Consider the following 19,097-nt stretch of genomic DNA (forward strand, 5'->3'; position numbering starts at 1 on the left):
GAAAGTACCTTAATCTAAAGATTTTACATTGTTTTTTAATAAAAATTAGTTGCGATGGTTAATTATATAGCTTACATTTGGGAGCAAAATAAAAAGCTGTGATTAGAATGGCTTAACAATTAAAATAAACGAGAATTCAATAATAAAACATTTAAGGATTTATGGCTGAATCAATTGATATCCGCGAGTTGAACGAGCGGATTGAAAGACAGAGCGCTTTCGTTACCAATCTGGCTGTAGGTATGAACCAAGTTATTGTAGGTCAGAAACATTTGATAGAATCACTACTTATCGGATTACTTTCGGACGGACATGTTCTTTTGGAAGGAGTACCCGGTCTGGCAAAAACATTGGCTATCAAAACTCTCGCCTCGCTTATCGATGCAAGGTATAGCCGCATTCAATTCACACCGGACTTATTGCCTGCCGATGTCATTGGTACCATGGTATATAGCCAGAAAGACGAAGCCTTTAAAATACAAAAAGGTCCTGTCTTTGCTAATTTTGTTCTGGCAGATGAAATCAATCGTGCCCCGGCTAAAGTACAAAGTGCATTATTGGAGGCCATGCAGGAAAGACAGGTTACGATTGGAAAAGAAACGTTCTCATTGCCTGAGCCGTTTTTAGTATTGGCTACTCAGAATCCTATTGAGCAGGAGGGAACTTATCCGTTGCCTGAAGCACAAGTCGACCGTTTTATGCTTAAAGTGGTAATCGATTATCCTCAATTGGAAGAAGAAAAACAGATTATCCGTCAAAATATAAACGGGGAAAGTTTCAATGTAAAACCCATATTAAAAGCGGACGAAATCATTGAAGCTCGCAAAATCGTTCGCCAGGTATATCTGGATGAAAAGATAGAACGCTATATTGTAGACATTGTATTTGCAACTCGTTCTCCTGAAAAATATGATCTAAAGGAATTGAAAGAAATGATTGGATTTGGCGGTTCGCCGCGTGCTTCCATTAATTTGGCTTTGGCTGCCCGCACTTATGCTTTCATTAAGCGTCGGGGCTATGTAATCCCTGAAGATGTACGCGCTGTGGCTCACGACGTACTGCGACATCGTATCGGACTGACTTATGAAGCAGAAGCCAACAACATGACTTCGGACGAGATAATCAGCAAAATTCTTAATAAAGTAGAAGTGCCCTAACCTGTAACTCTGATTTCAATTAGAACGTTAGAATGGAAACAAGTGAAATATTAAAAAAAGTTCGCCAAATTGAAATAAAGACGCGAGGACTCTCTAATAATATCTTTGCTGGGCAGTATCATTCCGCCTTCAAAGGTAGAGGGATGTCTTTCTCTGAAGTGCGTGAATATCAATTTGGCGATGACATACGCGATATAGACTGGAACGTGACGGCACGCTTCAACAAACCCTATGTAAAAGTGTTTGAAGAAGAACGTGAGCTGACTGTCATGTTGATGGTTGATGTTTCCGGAAGTTTGGAGTTTGGTACGGTGAAACAGTTAAAGAAAGATATGGTGACGGAAATTGCGGCCACACTTGCTTTTTCCGCTATCCAGAATAATGATAAAATTGGCGTGATGTTTTTTTCAGATCGAATAGAAAAGTTTATCCCTCCTAAGAAAGGACGTAAACACATTCTTTATATCATTCGAGAACTGATTGATTTCCAACCTAAAAGCCGTCGTACAAATCTCCGGATGGCATTGGAATATCTGACCAACGCAATGAAGAGGCGATGTACTGCTTTTATCTTATCTGATTTTATAGATCAGGAAAGCTTTAAAAACGCTTTAACCATCGCCAACAGAAAACATGATGTAGTGGCTTTGCAAGTATACGATAAAAGAGTAAGTGAACTTCCTTCCATAGGGCTGATTCGGATAAAAGACGCGGAAACCGGACATGAACAATGGATCGACACATCTTCAAAAGCTGTGCGTCGGGCACATCGTGATTGGTGGATACAACGGCAGGCAGAACTGGACGAAGCTTTTGCCAAAAGTAATGTAGACGCAGTGTCTGTGAGAACAGACCAAGACTATGTGAAAGCTTTGTTGAATTTATTTGCAAAACGAAATTAATGGAATCGAGCATGAATAAAAATATTGTTCTGATAATACTGTTATGTTTGTTATCTGTTAGTAATGCTGGAGCACAATCTGTCACGATAGAAGCAAAGATCGATTCTTTACAGATTCTAATTGGAGAACAAACAAAAATACGATTGCAAGCGGCTATGGATGCCAAACAACAAGCGTCATTTCCGGCATATATTGACACTCTCGTTAACGGAGTGGAGATTGTAGAAATTGCAAAGCTCGATACACAATACCTGAATGATCACCAGCGAATGTTGATGACTCAGGAATATACCATTACTTCTTTTGATTCGGCGTTGTATTACTTGCCTCCTATGCCGGTGACAGTTGACGGCAAGGTATATAAGTCGAATGCATTGGCGCTGAAAGTATACTCTATGCCGGTAGACACGTTGCATCCGGATCATTTTTTCGGGCAAAAAACTGTAATGAAAGCTCCTTTCTCATGGGCAGATTGGTACGGCTTAATAGGATGCTCATTTCTTACATTACCTTTGCTGGTCCTACTTATTTATCTTATAGTTCGCCTTCGTGATAATAAGCCTATTATAAGAAAAGTAAAGATAGAACCGAAATTGCCCCCACACCAAACGGCAATGAAAGAAATAGAGCGGATTAAAAGCGAGAAAATTTGGCAAAAGGGGTATTCGAAGGAGTACTATACCGAATTAACTGATGTTATTCGCACGTATATTAAAGATCGTTTCGGGTTTAATGCGTTGGAAATGACTTCCTCAGAAATCATAGATAACTTATTAAAGATAAGAGATAAAGAGGCGATATCAGATTTACAGCTCCTTTTCCAAACTGCTGATTTGGTCAAATTCGCCAAACATGCTCCTCTGATGAATGAAAACGATGCCAATTTGATTAATGCTATTGATTTTATTGATGAGACAAAGCAACTAGAAGAAGAGAAGAAGCCGCAACCAACGGAAATTACAATCATAGAGAAACGTTCTTTACGCGTAAAGATTCTCTTGGTTCTGTGCATTACGTTTTTATCAATAGCCTTGATAAGCACTTGTATATACATCGGTATCCAGCTCTATGAACTTTTTGCATAGCATAAAAGCTGGGATGCTAAATATGAATCTTGTTAAATCAGAAGTAAAATGGTTTTTGCCAATATCGAATATTTGTTCTTACTGCTATTGCTTATACCTTACGTTGTATGGTATATATTAAAGTATAGAAGGAGTGAAGCTACACTGCAAATTTCGGACGCGCGAGTGTATGCCCATACTCCCAAAAGTTATAAGAACTATTTACTACACACTCCGTTTATATTACGTGTACTCGCTTTTATATTCATAATTCTGGTGCTTGCACGCCCGCAAACAACCAATAAATGGCAGAACAGTGAAATAGAAGGGATTGATATTATGCTGGCTATCGATGTATCTACCAGTATGTTGGCTGAGGATTTAAAACCAAACCGACTCGAAGCGGCCAAAGACGTAGCTGCCGAATTTGTGAACGGGCGGGCCAACGATAATATCGGAATTACATTGTTTGCAGGCGAATCGTTTACTCAATGCCCGCTTACGGTAGACCATTCTGTATTATCGGATATAATTCACAACATAAAATGCGGATTGATAGAAGACGGTACTGCCATCGGCATGGGAATAGCCAATGCAGTTACCCGCCTAAAGGACAGCAAAGCCAAATCCAAAGTGATTATTTTGCTGACAGACGGAACCAACAATAAAGGGGATATATCTCCTTTGACTGCGGCTGAAATCGCCAAAAGTTTTGGAATACGGATATATACTATAGGCGTAGGTACCAATGGAGTAGCGCCTTACCCTTATCCGATGGGGAATACGGTGCAATATGTCAATATGCCGGTGGAAATCGACGAGAGAACATTGACTCAGATTGCCGGAACGACAGAAGGCAACTACTTCCGTGCTACAAGTAATACTAAATTAAAAGAAGTATATACGGAAATTGACAAACTGGAAAAAACAAAACTCAATGTAAAAGAGTATAATAAACGGGAAGAGGAGTATCGATGGTTTGCTTTGGCAGCTTTTATATGTGTACTGCTCGAAGTCTTGTTGCGCAATTCGATACTCAAGAAAATTCCTTAAAAAAACAGCTTATCAATCGTATTTATAAATTGTAAAACAATAAAAAATGTTCCGATTCGAAGAACCTGCATATTTGTACCTGTTGTTATTATTGCCTTTACTGGCAATTTTCTACTTTTATTCAAATTATAAAAGAAGAAAGAATATTCGGCGTTTTGGAGACCCCTATTTGTTGGTCCAACTAATGCCTGATGTTTCCAAATATCGTCCTGACGTAAAATTTTGGATTATTATTACTGCAATCGGACTGTTCTCGGTACTATTGGCCCGCCCGCAATTCGGTTCTAAATTGGAGACTGTAAAGCGCAAAGGGGTAGAAGTAATCATAGCTTTGGATATTTCGAACTCTATGCTTGCGCAAGATGTTCAACCAAGTAGGTTGGAAAAAGCCAAACGACTGGTATCCCGTCTCGTTGACGAAATGGATAATGATAAAGTAGGGATGATTGTTTTTGCGGGAAATGCATTTACGCAACTCCCCATTACGAGCGATTATATTTCTGCTAAAATGTTTTTGGAATCCATATCTCCATCATTGATATCCAAACAAGGAACAGCGATTGGAGAAGCCATCAAACTTTCAACCCGTAGTTTTACGCCGCAAGAAGGGGTAGGACGTACTATTGTCGTGATAACCGATGGAGAAAATCATGAAGGAGGAGCGGTAGAAGCAGCTAAAGAGGCCGCGGAAAAGGGCATACAAGTAAGTGTGCTGGGAGTAGGAATGCCCGAAGGAGCACCCATACCTGTAGAAGGAACCAATGATTTCCGACGAGACAGAGAAGGTAATGTAATTGTTACCCGGCTAAATGAAGCTATGTGCCAGGGAATTGCAAAAGAAGGAAAAGGTATATATATACGGGTAGATAATACGAACGCCGCTCAAAAAGCAATCAATCAGGAAATAAACAAGATGGCAAAATCCGATGTAGAGTCGAAAGTGTATACCGAATACAATGAGCAGTTCCAAGCTGTTGCCTGGATTATTCTGTTATTACTATTGGCCGATATCTTAATCTTGGATCGTAAAAATCCATTGTTTAAGAATATTCATTTATTTTCTCATAATAAGAGGTAATCATGTATATTTTCAAAATCAAATATTTATTGTTTGTGATTCTTCTGTGTTTTACTGCCGGTATCTCCGCCCAGAAAGCAGAACGTGACTATATTCGCAAAGGTAACCGTTTTTTTAAAGACAGTACATTTGTCGATGCCGAAGTGAACTATCGGAAAGCATTGGAGGTAAATCCTCAATCTGCTATTTCGATGTATAATTTGGGAAATGCACTTTCTCAACAACAAAAGTTTAAAGATGCTATGGAACAGTATACGGCTGCTGCCAAAATAGAAAAAGATAAACCCAAACTGTCTCAAATCTATCATAACATGGGAGTACTTCTTCAAGCAGCAAGAGATTATGCACAAGCGGTAGAAGCGTATAAAATGTCTTTACGTAATAATCCTTCAGATCATGAAACACGGTATAACTTGGCTTTAGCGCAAAAGATGTTGAAAAATCAGCAACAGCAACAAAGTCAAAATCAAGACAAAGACCAGAGTAAAAAGCAAGATCAAAAAGAAGAGAAGCAAAATGATCAGAAAAAAGATGATAAAAAAGATCAGCAACCTCCTAAATCTGAAAAGAAAGAAAATGAAATGTCTAAAGAAAATGCCGAACAGCTATTGAACTCCGTTATGCAAGATGAAAAAAATGTCCAAGACAAAGTAAAAAAACAACAAAGGGTAATCCAAAGCGGACGTTTGGAAAAAGATTGGTAAAATAAAAATAGATGATATAAATTTCTAAGCAATGAAAGAACTTCTTATTATATGGATGACATTAACGGCATTTTGCACGCAGGCTGTTGCTGATAATATCTCATTCAAGGCTTCTGCACCCGATGTGGTAGCTGTAGGTGACCAATTTCGCTTATCTTATACAGTAACCACGCAGAAAATAAAAGATTTTCGTGCACCTTCCATTAAAGGTTTTGATGTGTTGATGGGACCTAGCCGCTCGCAGCAAAGCAGTACACAAATAGTAAACGGAAATATAACTTCCACCAGCAGTATTACTTATACTTTTATTTTAATGGGCACTGAAGCGGGTGAATATTCCATTCCCGGAGCTTCTGTCATGGCAGACGGTAACCAACTTGTTTCAAACTCTGTAAAAATAAAGGTTCTACCCCAAGAACAAGGTGGAAGTAGGGGACAAACTTCCGGAACTGCCCGCTCTTCCTCCGGAACAACCGTTTCTAACCAAGATTTATTTATTACAGCTACAGCCAGCAAAACGAATGTATACGAACAAGAAGCTTTTGTACTGACATATAAAATATATACCAGAGAACCGAACTTACAATTGAATAGTGCAAAACTTCCGGATTTTAAAGGCTTCCATTCACAAGAAATTGAAATGCCTGCTAATGCCAGATGGAGCCAGGAACACTATAATGGTCGCAACTACTCCACGGCGGTATATCGCCAATTTGTTCTTTTCCCACAACAGTCGGGCAAACTATTTATCGAACCGGCACAGTTTCAAATGACTATAGGAAAGGCCATACAATCTGATGATCCTTTTGAAGCTTTTTTCAATGGAGGAAGTAATATACTTGAAATCAGAAAGAATATTGTAACTCCCAGAATTTCAATAGATGTTCATTCGCTTCCTGCCAATAAACCTGCAAGTTTTACCGGTGGAGTGGGAGAGTTCTCTATTTCTTCTTCCATTAACAACGAAAAATTAAAAACGAACGATGCGCTCACCGTCAAAATAGTTATTTCCGGTACTGGAAATCTAAAATTAATTTCCAGCCCGGAGGTGAAATTTCCTAATGACTTTGAAATCTACGACCCTAAAACAGATCATCAGGTTCGGCTCACTCGAGATGGACTTACAGGAAATAAAATTATTGAGTGTTTAGCTATTCCAAGACATGCAGGTACTTACAAAATTCCTGCAATTTCTTTCAGCTATTTTGATATTCGATCAAGATCTTATAAAACTTTACATACGGAAGAATATACGGTTGAAGTTGAAAAAGGAGCAGGGAATGCCAATCAAGTGATTGCTAACTTCACTAATAAGGAAGATCTGAAAGTATTAGGAGAGGATATTCGTTATATTATGCAGAATGAAGTGAGTCTTAAGCCTAAAGGACACTTTTTCTATGGATCAATGAGATATTGGCTGTTTTACATTATTCCTTCCTTAGGTTTTGTTATATTATTCTTTGCTTATCGTAAACAGGTAATCGAAAATGCAAATGTTGCAAAGATGAAAACAAAGAAAGCGAATAAGATAGCAACGAAGCGTATGAAAATAGCTGAAAAGCTACTATCCGATAATAAAAGCGAAGCATTTTATGACGAAGTTCTGAAAGCTTTATGGGGATATATCAGTGATAAATTAAGTATTCCGGTTTCTCTTTTGTCAAAAGACAATATTGAGGAAAAGCTTAGAAATCACGGAGTAGATGAAAAACTAATCATTGAATTTCTAGATACATTAGACAGTTGTGAGTTTGCCCGTTTTGCACCGGGAGATGGAAATCGGGAAGCAATGGATAAAGCATATTCATCGTCAATAGATATAATCAGCAAAATGGAAAGCTCTATAAAAAATAATTCTGAATATTTTAAATTATGAGAAAAATATTATTATATATATTGTTATCAACATTTTCGGAGTTAGCATTCGGACAAATAGACTCTGTATATAAAGACGGTCATATAATAGCAGCTGATAAAAAATTAAATGTCGTAACCAAAGCTGAAGGGGATTCGGCCTATATGAGAAATGAATATGGTAAAGCCATTCAAATCTACGAAACATTATTAAAACGAGGAGAAGCTGCGGAGATCTATTATAATTTAGGAAACTCTTATTATAAATCAGAAGAAATAGCCAGAGCTATATTAAATTATGAGCGTGCTTTGCTTTTACAACCGGGTAGTGCTGATATACAAGCTAATTTAGAGATTGCCCGCGCCAAAACGATTGATAAGGTCGAACTTGTTCCGGAAATATTTTTTGTAACGTGGACTAAAGCCTTGATTAATAGTATGAGTATGGACGCATGGGCTATATTGGGGATTGTATCTTTTGTTTTATTTGTCACAGCTTTGGTTTTATTTATATTTTCCAAACAGATAGTATGGAAAAAAATAGGATTCATATCGGGAGTCGTGTGTCTGATTATTGTAATTTCTTCTAATCTATTTGCTTGGCAACTTAAAAAGCGCTTAGTCAATCGAACGGATGCAATCATTATAACTCCAAGTGTTACTGTGCGCAGTACACCAAGCGAAAATGGAACAAGTTTATTTATTTTGCATGAAGGGAGAAAAGTAAATATAAAAGATAACTCAATGAAAGGGTGGAAAGAAATTCGTCTAGAAGATGGGAAAGTCGGCTGGGTATCGTCTACCGCTGTTGAAGAAATTTAAAACGTTAATACATTTTATCAATTAAGGGAAAAAAGATAAGCAAATAATTTGTTTTATCTTTTTTTTTGCTTAAGTTTATAGCGTATAATCAAATACATTATAGTATTAACCATTAAATTTATGAAACATGAGGACAATTACGTTTAATGAACTTCGTAAAATTAAAGATTCATTGCCTAGCGGTAGCATGCATAGAATAGCGGATGAACTCGGTTTGCACGTGGATACTGTGCGTAACTTTTTTGGAGGACACAATTTTAAGGAAGGGAAAAGTGTCGGAATACATCTAGAGCCCGGTCCAGATGGTGGGCTTGTGATGTTGGATGATACAACCGTTCTTGATCGGGCTCTAAAAATTTTAGATGAGTTGAATATGAATATAGACAAGAAACAGGCTACCGAATTTATGCAAATCTAAAATATATTGAATCCCAACAGTTTTAATACGGTTGGGATTTCTTGATTGATTCACATTATAAAATCATTTTTTATGGAAGATAAATTAGTAACACTGGCTATATTGACATATACAAAGGCTCAGATCCTTAAAAATGTTCTGGAAAGTGAAGGCATAGAAACCTATATTCACAATGTGAACCAAATACAGCCGGTTGTCTCTTCAGGAGTCCGTTTGAGAATCAAAGAAAGCGATTTACCTCGTGCCTTAAAAATAACAGAAAGTTCTGTTTGGCTTTCTGAAAGTATTGTAGGAGAGAATTTGCCGAAAGTAAAAAGCAAATCGAATAAAATCCTTATTCCAGTTGACTTTTCCGGCTATTCACTCAAAGCATGTGGGCTAGGCTTCAATTTGGCTAAGTTGGAAAACTTGGAAGTAGTGCTATTACATGTATACTTTACACCTATATATGCTTCGTCATTACCATATGGAGATGTATTTAATTATCAGATTGGAGATGAAGAATCTGTAAAAACTATTATTAAAAAAGTCCATACTGATCTTAATCTGTTATCAGATAAAATAAAAGAAAAAATCTCATCCGGAGAATTTCCGGATGTAAAATTTACTTGCATTCTGCGTGAAGGTATTCCCGAAGAAGAAATCTTAAGGTACGCGAAAGAACAGTGTCCGCCAATCATTATTATGGGGACTAGAGGGAAAAATCAAAAAGATATTGATTTAATTGGCAGTGTAACGGCAGAAGTTATCGAAAGAAGCCGTACAACAGTATTAGCAATTCCGGAGAATACACCATTTAAACAATTTAATGAGATAAAGCGAGTTGCTTTCTTGACAAATTTTGACCAAAGAGATCTTATCGCTTTTGAGTCTTTCTTTAATGCATGGAAATCTTTCCATTTTTCAATATTCCTCATACACTTTGCTGAATCAAAAGATACATGGAATGAAATTAAGCTTGCTGGCATAAAAGAATATTTCCATAAGCAATATCCCAGTCTTGAAATTCATTATGATGTCGTAACAAATGAAAACATATTAAGAGGTCTTGATTGCTATATAAAGGAAAATCAAATTGATATAATTACTTTAACATCTTATAAAAGAAACATATTTGCTCGTTTATTTAATCCTGGTATTGCACGTAAAATGATCTTTCATTCGGATACTCCATTACTTGTTATTAATATAAACGGATAATTGGATTAAATTAATCATTTCATGTTTTTCATAATTTACATTATGTTCAATAGTGGATATTCAGCGAATGTCCCAAATTTCTATAAAAGCAAAGAGTGATGTTGCCCCCAACTTGAAGTTCACTCTTTGCTTTTCTACTCTTTTCAATGTTAATTATGCGCAAATAAAAAGAGAATCACAATATAGCCATCAACATTTGATATTTAATTCGTTTAAAACTTTGCGTATAGCCTCAAATGTAGTAATCCGCGTAGGAACCAATGGTAATCGGAGTTTATTTTCAATCATCCCCATTGCATTCAACATTGATTTCACCCCTGCAGGATTTCCATCTACAAATAACAAGCTGAATAGCTCCGTGAATTTGTGATGAATCGTCAAAGCGTTAGCGAAGTCTCCTTGAAGTGCCAATCGTGTCATACGACTAAATTCACGTGGGAAAGCATTACCTATTACTGAAATTACTCCAACTGCGCCGAGTGTTATTAACGGAAAAGTAATACCATCATCGCCAGAAATTACATCGAAGTTATCAGGCTTATTTTTGATGATATCATCCATTTGAGTAATATTTCCTGAAGCTTCCTTAATAGCGATCACATTTTCAAAATCACGAGCGATGCGTAAAGTCGTTTCGGCTGTCATATTAACACCTGTACGGCCCGGGACATTGTACAAAACAACGGGAAGATCGGTAGCCTCTGATATCGCTTTGTAATGTTGATAAATACCTTCTTGTGAAGGTTTGTTATAATAAGGTACGACAGACAATATAGCGTCGACTCCTGTATAGTCATCATTCTTTAATGCTTCTACCACGGCACGGGTATCATTGCCGCCTACGCCCAGCAGAATCGGCACTCTTCCATTCACGCGGTCGACAACCTTTTTCTTGATTGTCTTTTTTTCTTTTTCGGTCAATGTCGGAGTCTCGGCCGTAGTTCCAAGGACGCACAGGAAATCAGCATTATTCTGCAATAAATAATCTACCATACGCATGAGGGCGTCATAGTCAATACTATCATCCTCTTTGAAAGGAGTAATCAGTGCTACCCCCATTCCTTTCAATTTAGTCTGTATCATGAAGTCTAATTATAATCTCTAATAATCTTAGTCGCAAAAGTATGAATATTTTCATAACTCACGAAATTAGTTTCAGAAAATCATCTTCACTTAAAATAGCTACCCCCATTTTATTCGCTTTTTCCAATTTTGTCGATCCCATATTCTCCCCGGCAAGAACAAAACTTGTTTTTCCCGAAATACTTCCCACATTTTTCCCACCATTCTTTTCAATCAACTCTTTATACTCATCACGTGAATGGTGTATAAACACCCCACTGATAACAATAGATTTTCCAGCCAGTTTGTCCGTGTACTCACTAAGATGCTTTTCTATGCGATACAATTGCAATCTGGATGATTTCAAACGTTCGATCAGCTGGCAATTTTCTTCATTTGTAAAGTACAATAAAATGCTTTTGGCTATTTTTTCCCCGATTTCATCGATACTTATCAATTTTTCGAAAGTAGCTTGACGCAACTCATCAATATCCTTAAAAGCTCTTGCAATTTTCTTTGCTACCGTTTCACCTACAAATCGAATTCCCAATGCAAAGATCACTCGTTCGAAAGGAACTTTCTTACTCTGTGCAATTCCGGCAATGATATTCTCCGCAGACTTCTCCCCCATGCGATCCAACCCCTTAATCTTTTCCACTGTAAGATCGTATAAATCCGCCGCATTCCCAATCAATCCCAATCGATATAGTAAATCTACAGTTTCGGGACCTAAACCATCTATATTCATCGCCTTTCGACTGATAAAATGCTCTATTTTTCCTTTAATCTGAGGAGGACACATTGTTTCATTCGGACAATAATGGGCCGCTTCGCCTTCATACCTCGTCAACTTACTTCCACATTCGGGGCAACAAGTGATAAACTTTACTTTTTCTCCCGACATAAAACTGCGCGAATCTGTATCTACACCCGTGATTTTAGGAATGATTTCTCCTCCTTTTTCCACGTACACCATATCTCCGATATGCAGATCAAGCCCTTCGATAATATCCGCATTATGCAATGAAGCACGTCTTACGATTGTGCCGGAAAGCTGCACAGGTTCGAGGTTGGCAACCGGAGTTACTGTTCCCGTTCTGCCTACCTGATAAGTAACCTTGACGAGACGCGTCAATGCACGCTCTGCCTGAAATTTATAAGCAATGGCCCATCGGGGAGATTTTGCTGTGAAACCCAAATTTTTCTGCTGCCTCAGGCTGTTTACCTTTAAGACGATTCCATCCGTGGCCACCGGTAAGTTCTTGCGTTCTACATCCCAATATTTGATAAAGTCGAATACTTCCTGCAAAGTGTGGCATTTCCTTGTCAGATCAGAAATCTTAAAACCCCACTCCGCCACTTTCTGAAGATTCTCATAATGTCCGTCGCAAGGCAAATTGTCTCCTAATAGATAATAAAGATAAGCATCCAGCTTCCGTGCCGCTACAATCGAAGAATTCTGCAGTTTTAATGTTCCCGAAGCAGCATTTCTCGGATTGGCAAACAACGGTTCTTCCCGTGCTTCTTTTTCGCGATTCAATTCTTCAAATACGGCCCAAGGCATCAAAATCTCACCACGGATTTCAAACGATGAGGGATAATGACCGCCATGCAGCACCAGAGGAACAGAACGTATTGTTTTTACATTATCGGTCACATCGTCTCCTTTTTCCCCATCTCCACGAGTCACGGCGCAAACCAGTCTCCCATCTTCATAAGTCAAAGAAATAGAAGTGCCGTCATACTTCATTTCACAGCAAATCTCAAAATCTTCATTCAATGTCTTCCGGACACGTTCGTAGAAATCAGCGACTTCCGCTTCCGAATAAGTGTTTGCTAACGACAGCATCGGGTATTTGTGAAATACTTGCGTAAAATTCTTATTGATATCGCTCCCCACGCGCATGGTAGGTGAAGTTGCGTCCATATATTCCGGATGGGCTTCTTCCAGTTCCTGGAGAGCATGCATCTTATCGTCAAACTCCTTGTCAGAAATCTCTGGAGCATTTAATACATAATAATTATAGTTGTGCCGATGAAGTTCGGTACGCAGTTCTTCTATCTTATCCTTGATATCCATATTTCTTTGATTGTTTAAGCAAAAATACAGGTTTATCTTTGATTATTTGTATTTTTGTGGAAAAATAAAGAATATGCGTATCGATATTATAACCGTATTACCCGAGATGATTGAAGGTTTCTTCAATTGTTCGATTATGAAACGGTCTCAAGATAAAGGACTTGCAGAGATTAAAATCCACAATCTTCGCGACTACACTGAAGATAAATATCGACGGGTAGACGATTATCCATTCGGAGGATTTGCTGGAATGGTGATGAAGATTGAACCTATCGAAAGATGTATTAACGCTCTGAAAGCAAAACGTAACTATAATGAAGTGATTTTTGCAACACCTGACGGAGAGCAGTTCAATCAGTCCATGGCCAACAGTTTGTCTTTAGTGGAAAATCTTATTATCTTGTGCGGGCATTTTAAAGGTATCGATTACCGGATTCGTGAACATTTGATTACTAAAGAGATAAGCATAGGAGACTATGTTTTGACCGGCGGCGAACTGGCCGCAGCTGTGATGACAGACGCTATTGTACGTATCATTCCCGGTGTAATTTCTGACGAACAATCTGCTCTTTCGGATTCTTTTCAGGATAACTTGCTGGCGGCGCCCGTATATACCCGCCCGGCAGATTATAAAGGTTGGAAAGTACCCGACATCCTATTATCCGGTCACGAAGCCAAAATTAAAGAGTGGGAATTGCAGCAGTCTTTAGAACGTACTAAAAGGCTTCGTCCTGACTTATTAAAATAAATATATAATTATTTGTGAATCGATCACGAATGCCTTTGAGAAATTCTTCAATGCCAATAAAAACTTCCCAGACATCATTAAGAGGAGTGACAAACTATTCAGGTTCTCCATGATTTATGCGAAGCTCCCAATATTCCGCTGAGCCTTAATAAAACGCCTGCTAAATTTCCAGAAAAGAGCATTTGCTGAATTTTAATGGAATTATAAATGATAAATGTAATAGAAACATTAACCATAATGTGCAAAATAGCCGTGAACCAAATGTAAATATTTATAGTCCTAATCCATTAAAAATAGATGCTTTTTTACAGGCAATTTTCTATCTGAGCAAATAATATTCAATAAATAAAGGATGGAATCTTTCAAAAGGATTCTCCCCTTATTTATTGAATAATGAGCTGTTTTTACACCATAAAATTAAAAAGAGCAAGGAAGCACAAATTTACATTATGATTAAAAAAATAAGCGAATAGCCATCATCTGTTTTCAATCATAACTCAAGCGCACCAATAATATCTTTTACTGAGTTATATCCATGTCTATCCAAGTAATTATTTATACCATCCTCCACTTGGATTGTCACTCTCGGATCCACAAAATTTGCTGTACCAATTTGAATAGCTGAAGCACCGGCAAGCATAAATTCTACAGCGTCTTTCCAATCCATAATCCCACCCATCCCAATGACAGGAATATTTACCGAATTGAAGACTTGCCAAACCATTCGTAAAGCGATAGGTTTTACAGCTGGCCCTGACAATCCTCCTGTTATAGTCGATAAAACAGGGCGTTTACGCTCCGCATCAATAGCCATACCCAATAATGTATTAATTAATGACACACTATCAGCACCAGTTTCTTCTGCTGCGCGGGCAATTTCAGTAATATCTGTTACGTTCGGAGAGAGTTTTACTATTAATGTCTTTTTGTAAGCAGAACGCACTGCTTTTACAACTTCAGAAGCTGCTTTTGCTGACACACCAAAAGACATACCTCCTTGCTTCACATTAGGACAAGATATGTTTAATTCAATAGCAGGAATCTTGTCAAGTTCATTGAGAATTTCCGCTGTTTTCACATAATCTTCAATGGCCGATCCGGATACATTTACAATTATATTGGTTTGTGTGTTCTTAATACGAGGATATATGTGTTGAACAAAGTAATCTACCCCCTTATTCTGCAGTCCTACAGCGTTTAACATGCCTGAAGGGGTTTCTGCCATACGTGGATAAAGGTTTCCTTCACGCTTGTGAAGGGTAGTGCCTTTTACAACGATACCTCCTATTCGCGCAATATCAATAAAATCCGTGAACTCTTCACCATATCCAAACGTACCGGATGCAGTCATTACCGGACTCTTCATTTTCAATTCCCCAATATTTACATTTAAATCTGCCATAATAGTTTATTTATATTAAAAACAGGACCTTCCGTACATACACATAAATGTCCTTCTGTCGTATTCTCTACACAGCATAAGCAGGCTCCGATCCCGCATGCCATTGTATTTTCCAGTGATACCTCGCAATCTATTCGCTTATTTTTGGCGTATTTTGCAACTGCTATCATCATGGGTTTGGGTCCGCATGTGTAAATTTTTTCAAATTCTATCTTATTTAATATAGAATGTTGTGTTACATACCCTTTTTCTCCATAACTTCCATCTTCTGTAGTGGTATACACCTCGCCATATTTGGCAAACTCTTCCAGTTGCAAAAGATCTTTCCGGCTGCATGCCCCCAAGAGAAAATTGGGTTTATGCCCCTTTTCGGCCAATTGTTCACCTAAATAGAGCATGGGAGCCGTACCAACCCCTCCGCCAATCAGCAGAAGCTTATCAGAAGGCTTCTGAGGCATTGTAAAAGTATTCCCTAATGGAAGAATAACATTGAGTATATCTCCCGTATTTAACCGTGCTAAATGCCTTGTTCCTTCTCCAACCAACTGGATTAAGAACCAGACTTCATTTCGCTCTTTATCGACAAAATTAATAGAGATAGGGCGACGTAAAAAAGTTGCGGGTGAACCATCAACTCTGAGTTCAGCAAATTGGCCGGGCAACATTTCGGGCAGTAGAGACTGAGATGTTAATTTCAACAATACATAATTGTCATTCAGTCTGACATTCTCGGTCACTGTCAGATCTAATATAAATTTTTTCATGTATGGATATAAAAGTATGAATTCGTGTTTCCGTGTGCAAAGATAGAGGATTTTACTCAATCGAGCGATTTTACTTATTATTTTTCAGGTTTAAAGATTTCGTATGTATTATCATCGAAAAAAATTCTTATTTCAGTAATCTTTCTGATCGGTTTTTCTACATACTTAACTTCCTGTTTTACAATATTTTTATGAGTAATTTTAGGGTTTTCTAATGGCATTTCCTTGCGATTTTCCTGAGCAAGTGAATCTCCGCACGGATTTATCGTATTCTCATCGAATAAAGAACGCTGATAATCTTTTCTTCCGCCGGGAGTTTCCATAGAAGAGTCTTCAGGAGAAGCCATCATCTCACCCTTGCCATAAAGTAGCCATTCCAAATTGACATAGTTGTATGCCTGATGCACCTTCATCACAACCTCCAGACTCGGTTTGTTCCGGTCATTTAAAATATGAGAAAGAGTAGATTGCTGTATACCTATATTTTCAGCAAATACCCGAGGAGCTAAATTCTCCTTTTCCATTATTATTTTAATTCGATCTTTTATTTCCATACTTTTTCCGTTCAATTAAATAACTTCCATGAATTATTTCACAAAAATATATTTCACCCCTTGTAATATACAAAAGTACAAATATTTTCAGAAACGGCAAAATTACATTTATAACTCTGATAGAACACAAATGTAAAGAGAAAGGTGATTAAAATATATTATTTCCTAATAAAGCTCTAAAACAAACTAAAATAGAATAATTCAAAGATTTAATATAAATACATATATATCTAATAATCAAATAAATAAAACTAACAAATGAAACAACAAACAATCCATTCACATTTGTACTCCCAATTAAACTCCTATATATAAACTTATCATCTATATAATATCTATAATATATTTGGTATACAATATGTTGTATACTAAAAAATGTAGAGTTAATTCATGGATCTTCCATTTGGAAAATAATATATCACAAAAAGAAAAAAAGGAGTATATAGTAAGATAAAACAGATTTATTATATATTTGTAATAGAATCACAAAAGTAATAAATTATGACTGCAATAATTTTATTTCATTTGTGAATAAAATTGGTTGCATAACCAATAAAAAGTTGGAAATAAAAAGCAACTTACACAAATGGAAACTATTGAATAGAAATATTATCTTTTACATTTAAGCCGATAAGTGCAAATCCTGCGCTTTTTTACGGGGAAGATAGCAGAAATCTTTTTTTATTTGATTCCAGAGAGGTCTAAATCTTATTATATTATTGATTTATAAATAATTATACCCTATTTTTAGATTCATAAAATTGATTGAAATAGAAAAAAGACTCTGTTTTCTTCCCCAAAAGGTTTTTTATCAAAGTGATAGTTAAAGCCTCATTCCAGAGAAACTTGTCGCAAGTGTATCAAGCTATCACACAGAGCATCGGATTTTAATTGCAGACCGTTTTCAATTTCATTGTTTATCTATATTTTTCATTGCTAAAAGAGCTTTATGGCAAGCCTTGCAGAATAAAAACAAATAGAAAATCCGAGAAAAGGTCAAACCATTAAAAAACCGTTATAAAGGAAAAATCCATTGAATAGGGAAACAAACAGAATGATTTTGCTCAATATTTTTCAATAAAAAGAAATACTTTCTCATTATTTTTCCAAAAGCAAAATATTGAAAACAAAAAAGACATATACTTTCACCGTTGCATGGTAAAAGTATATGTCTCATTCGAAAAAATTAAATGATTCTTTTTAGTGAAGAATTTTAAACACTAACTCACGAAGTATATCTCCTTCCGTCTGCGAACTATTCTCCACCCCTTTCGATTTTGCATCCGCATATCTGATCTCTCCAATAATTTTCATGGTTTTCACTCCGGAATATTTGTGCATTGCCGCAATGTAATCACGCGCTTGCCAAGGAGTTTTCAGTCCCAACATGGCAGCTATTCCATTTTCCGATTTATCCGGCGCATAATAAGCCAACATCAGATTCGAATAAAAACTGAAAAGCAAAGACAGGGTCATCTGGATAGGATTAGTTTTGGGATTCTCTTCAAAATATTTTATTATTCTGTTTGCCTTCAACACATCTTTTTCGATCAATGCGCTTTTCAATTCAAAGTTATTATAATCCTTACTGATGCCTATATTTTTTTCTATCTGCTCAGGTGTAATCCGTTTACTCCCGGCAGGCAAAGTAATAACCAGCTTCTCCAACTCTCCTGTCAGCCGGCTTAAATCAGCACCAACGAAATCTGCAAGCATTGAAGTGGCTTTAGGCTCCATATCTATGCCCTTCTGTTTCATATACGAAGTAATAAAAGCAGGAAGCTGAGCCTCTCTACACTTTTTAGACTCAAATAAAACACCCGCTTTCTCTATTTCCACAGCCAATTTTTTCCTGCGATCGAGCGTGCCATGCTTGTGGCAAATAACCAGAATTGTAGAATGAAGCGGCTTTTGGAGATAGTATGACAGTTCTTCCATATTGCGAATGGACTGCGCTTCTTTTACGATTACTACTTGATGTTCCGACATCATGGGATAGCGCTTGGCAGTATTGATCATGGTAGCGACATCTACATCCGAACCGTACATCACAGTTAAGTTAAACTCCTTTTCCGTTTCATTCAACACGTTCTCTGCTATATAATCTGCAATCAGGTCGATATAATACGACTCTTCTCCCATCAAATAATAAATGGGACGATACTGTTTGGCTTTCAGTTCTTTCAGGATATCGTCGCACGTCAACTCTTGTTTCGCCATGTATTCAATCTCCTT

17 protein-coding genes are annotated in these 19,097 nt (G+C 37.2%); 11 read left to right on the forward strand and 6 right to left on the reverse strand.

What is annotated here, in order from left to right:
* Positions 1-161 precede the first annotated feature (161 nt).
* From GGR07_RS10355 to GGR07_RS10400, 10 genes are all read left to right on the forward strand, one after another.
* Positions 162-1,157, forward strand: coding sequence for an AAA family ATPase (locus GGR07_RS10355; protein ID WP_034543320.1), 996 nt, complete (start codon positions 162-164; stop codon positions 1,155-1,157).
* A gap of 32 nt (positions 1,158-1,189) precedes the next feature.
* Positions 1,190-2,059 carry a DUF58 domain-containing protein gene (locus GGR07_RS10360; protein ID WP_034543317.1) on the forward strand — a complete coding sequence of 290 codons (870 nt, stop codon included), beginning with the start codon at positions 1,190-1,192 and terminating at the stop codon, positions 2,057-2,059.
* Positions 2,059-3,144 carry a hypothetical protein gene (locus GGR07_RS10365; protein ID WP_122056591.1) on the forward strand — a complete coding sequence of 362 codons (1,086 nt, stop codon included), beginning with the start codon at positions 2,059-2,061 and terminating at the stop codon, positions 3,142-3,144. The genes GGR07_RS10360 and GGR07_RS10365 overlap by 1 nt, the downstream gene beginning before the upstream one ends.
* A gap of 48 nt (positions 3,145-3,192) precedes the next feature.
* Complete coding sequence (locus tag GGR07_RS10370; protein ID WP_021644466.1) at positions 3,193-4,176, forward strand: vWA domain-containing protein; 984 nt, start codon at positions 3,193-3,195, stop codon at positions 4,174-4,176.
* Between the two features lie 46 nt (positions 4,177-4,222).
* The gene (locus tag GGR07_RS10375) at positions 4,223-5,254 is read left to right on the forward strand and encodes a VWA domain-containing protein (RefSeq protein ID WP_021644465.1); all 1,032 of its coding nucleotides are present in this window, start codon (positions 4,223-4,225) and stop codon (positions 5,252-5,254) included.
* 2 nt (positions 5,255-5,256) lie between these two features.
* On the forward strand, positions 5,257-5,958 hold the full coding sequence (locus tag GGR07_RS10380; RefSeq protein WP_021644464.1) for a tetratricopeptide repeat protein: 702 nt from the start codon (positions 5,257-5,259) through the stop codon (positions 5,956-5,958).
* A gap of 31 nt (positions 5,959-5,989) precedes the next feature.
* Complete coding sequence (locus tag GGR07_RS10385; protein WP_021644463.1) at positions 5,990-7,834, forward strand: BatD family protein; 1,845 nt, start codon at positions 5,990-5,992, stop codon at positions 7,832-7,834.
* Entirely contained in the window at positions 7,831-8,634 is an 804-nt protein-coding gene (locus GGR07_RS10390; RefSeq protein WP_034543315.1) for a tetratricopeptide repeat protein, read from the forward strand. The genes GGR07_RS10385 and GGR07_RS10390 overlap by 4 nt, the downstream gene beginning before the upstream one ends.
* Positions 8,635-8,761: 127 nt before the next feature.
* Complete coding sequence (locus tag GGR07_RS10395; RefSeq protein WP_021644461.1) at positions 8,762-9,052, forward strand: hypothetical protein; 291 nt, start codon at positions 8,762-8,764, stop codon at positions 9,050-9,052.
* A gap of 72 nt (positions 9,053-9,124) precedes the next feature.
* Entirely contained in the window at positions 9,125-10,252 is a 1,128-nt protein-coding gene (locus GGR07_RS10400) for a universal stress protein (RefSeq protein ID WP_021644460.1), read from the forward strand.
* A gap of 189 nt (positions 10,253-10,441) precedes the next feature.
* On the opposite strand, the gene dapA is transcribed toward GGR07_RS10400, so the two are convergent.
* Entirely contained in the window at positions 10,442-11,335 is an 894-nt protein-coding gene (gene dapA / locus GGR07_RS10405) for a 4-hydroxy-tetrahydrodipicolinate synthase (RefSeq protein ID WP_021644459.1), read from the reverse strand.
* A 58-nt stretch (positions 11,336-11,393) separates the two neighbouring features.
* Entirely contained in the window at positions 11,394-13,394 is a 2,001-nt protein-coding gene (ligA, locus tag GGR07_RS10410; RefSeq protein WP_021644458.1) for an NAD-dependent DNA ligase LigA, read from the reverse strand.
* A gap of 73 nt (positions 13,395-13,467) precedes the next feature.
* Here ligA and trmD point away from each other — a divergent pair, with 73 nt between their 5' ends.
* On the forward strand, positions 13,468-14,142 hold the full coding sequence (trmD, locus tag GGR07_RS10415) for a tRNA (guanosine(37)-N1)-methyltransferase TrmD (protein WP_034543313.1): 675 nt from the start codon (positions 13,468-13,470) through the stop codon (positions 14,140-14,142).
* 490 nt (positions 14,143-14,632) lie between these two features.
* On the opposite strand, the gene GGR07_RS10420 is transcribed toward trmD, so the two are convergent.
* The 4 genes from GGR07_RS10420 to holA all read right to left on the reverse strand — a co-directional run bounded on the left by GGR07_RS10420 (position 14,633) and on the right by holA (position 19,082).
* On the reverse strand, positions 14,633-15,544 hold the full coding sequence (locus GGR07_RS10420; protein ID WP_021644456.1) for a dihydroorotate dehydrogenase: 912 nt from the start codon (positions 15,542-15,544) through the stop codon (positions 14,633-14,635).
* Positions 15,532-16,308 (reverse strand): dihydroorotate dehydrogenase electron transfer subunit, encoded by a 777-nt coding sequence (locus tag GGR07_RS10425; RefSeq protein ID WP_021644455.1) that lies wholly within the window; start codon positions 16,306-16,308, stop codon positions 15,532-15,534. Before GGR07_RS10425 ends, GGR07_RS10420 begins: the two co-directional genes overlap by 13 nt.
* A 77-nt stretch (positions 16,309-16,385) precedes the next feature.
* Positions 16,386-16,862, reverse strand: a complete 477-nt coding sequence (locus GGR07_RS10430; RefSeq protein WP_021644454.1) for a helix-turn-helix domain-containing protein — start codon at positions 16,860-16,862, stop codon at positions 16,386-16,388.
* A 1,200-nt stretch (positions 16,863-18,062) separates the two neighbouring features.
* Positions 18,063-19,082 carry a DNA polymerase III subunit delta gene (holA, locus tag GGR07_RS10435; RefSeq protein ID WP_034543335.1) on the reverse strand — a complete coding sequence of 340 codons (1,020 nt, stop codon included), beginning with the start codon at positions 19,080-19,082 and terminating at the stop codon, positions 18,063-18,065.
* Between the last annotated feature and the right edge of the window lie 15 nt (positions 19,083-19,097).

It is taken from the genome of Bacteroides pyogenes, assembly GCF_014196225.1.
GTDB lineage: Bacteria > Bacteroidota > Bacteroidia > Bacteroidales > Bacteroidaceae > Bacteroides > Bacteroides pyogenes_A.

Bases quoted from the DNA above. Each gene is read 5' to 3' on its own strand.
- dapA (WP_021644459.1), bottom strand. From the start codon at position 11,335: ATGATACAGACTAAATTGAAAGGAATGGGGGTAGCACTGATTACTCCT.
- ligA (WP_021644458.1), bottom strand. From the start codon at position 13,394: ATGGATATCAAGGATAAGATAGAAGAACTGCGTACCGAACTTCATCGG.
- GGR07_RS10355 (WP_034543320.1), top strand. From the start codon at position 162: ATGGCTGAATCAATTGATATCCGCGAGTTGAACGAGCGGATTGAAAGA.
- GGR07_RS10385 (WP_021644463.1), top strand. From the start codon at position 5,990: ATGAAAGAACTTCTTATTATATGGATGACATTAACGGCATTTTGCACG.
- GGR07_RS10425 (WP_021644455.1), bottom strand. From the start codon at position 16,308: ATGAAAAAATTTATATTAGATCTGACAGTGACCGAGAATGTCAGACTG.
- GGR07_RS10390 (WP_034543315.1), top strand. From the start codon at position 7,831: ATGAGAAAAATATTATTATATATATTGTTATCAACATTTTCGGAGTTA.
- trmD (WP_034543313.1), top strand. From the start codon at position 13,468: ATGCGTATCGATATTATAACCGTATTACCCGAGATGATTGAAGGTTTC.
- GGR07_RS10360 (WP_034543317.1), top strand. From the start codon at position 1,190: ATGGAAACAAGTGAAATATTAAAAAAAGTTCGCCAAATTGAAATAAAG.
- GGR07_RS10370 (WP_021644466.1), top strand. From the start codon at position 3,193: ATGGTTTTTGCCAATATCGAATATTTGTTCTTACTGCTATTGCTTATA.
- GGR07_RS10420 (WP_021644456.1), bottom strand. From the start codon at position 15,544: ATGGCAGATTTAAATGTAAATATTGGGGAATTGAAAATGAAGAGTCCG.
- GGR07_RS10430 (WP_021644454.1), bottom strand. From the start codon at position 16,862: ATGGAAATAAAAGATCGAATTAAAATAATAATGGAAAAGGAGAATTTA.
- GGR07_RS10365 (WP_122056591.1), top strand. From the start codon at position 2,059: ATGGAATCGAGCATGAATAAAAATATTGTTCTGATAATACTGTTATGT.
- GGR07_RS10400 (WP_021644460.1), top strand. From the start codon at position 9,125: ATGGAAGATAAATTAGTAACACTGGCTATATTGACATATACAAAGGCT.
- GGR07_RS10395 (WP_021644461.1), top strand. From the start codon at position 8,762: ATGAGGACAATTACGTTTAATGAACTTCGTAAAATTAAAGATTCATTG.
- GGR07_RS10380 (WP_021644464.1), top strand. From the start codon at position 5,257: ATGTATATTTTCAAAATCAAATATTTATTGTTTGTGATTCTTCTGTGT.
- holA (WP_034543335.1), bottom strand. From the start codon at position 19,082: ATGGCGAAACAAGAGTTGACGTGCGACGATATCCTGAAAGAACTGAAA.
- GGR07_RS10375 (WP_021644465.1), top strand. From the start codon at position 4,223: ATGTTCCGATTCGAAGAACCTGCATATTTGTACCTGTTGTTATTATTG.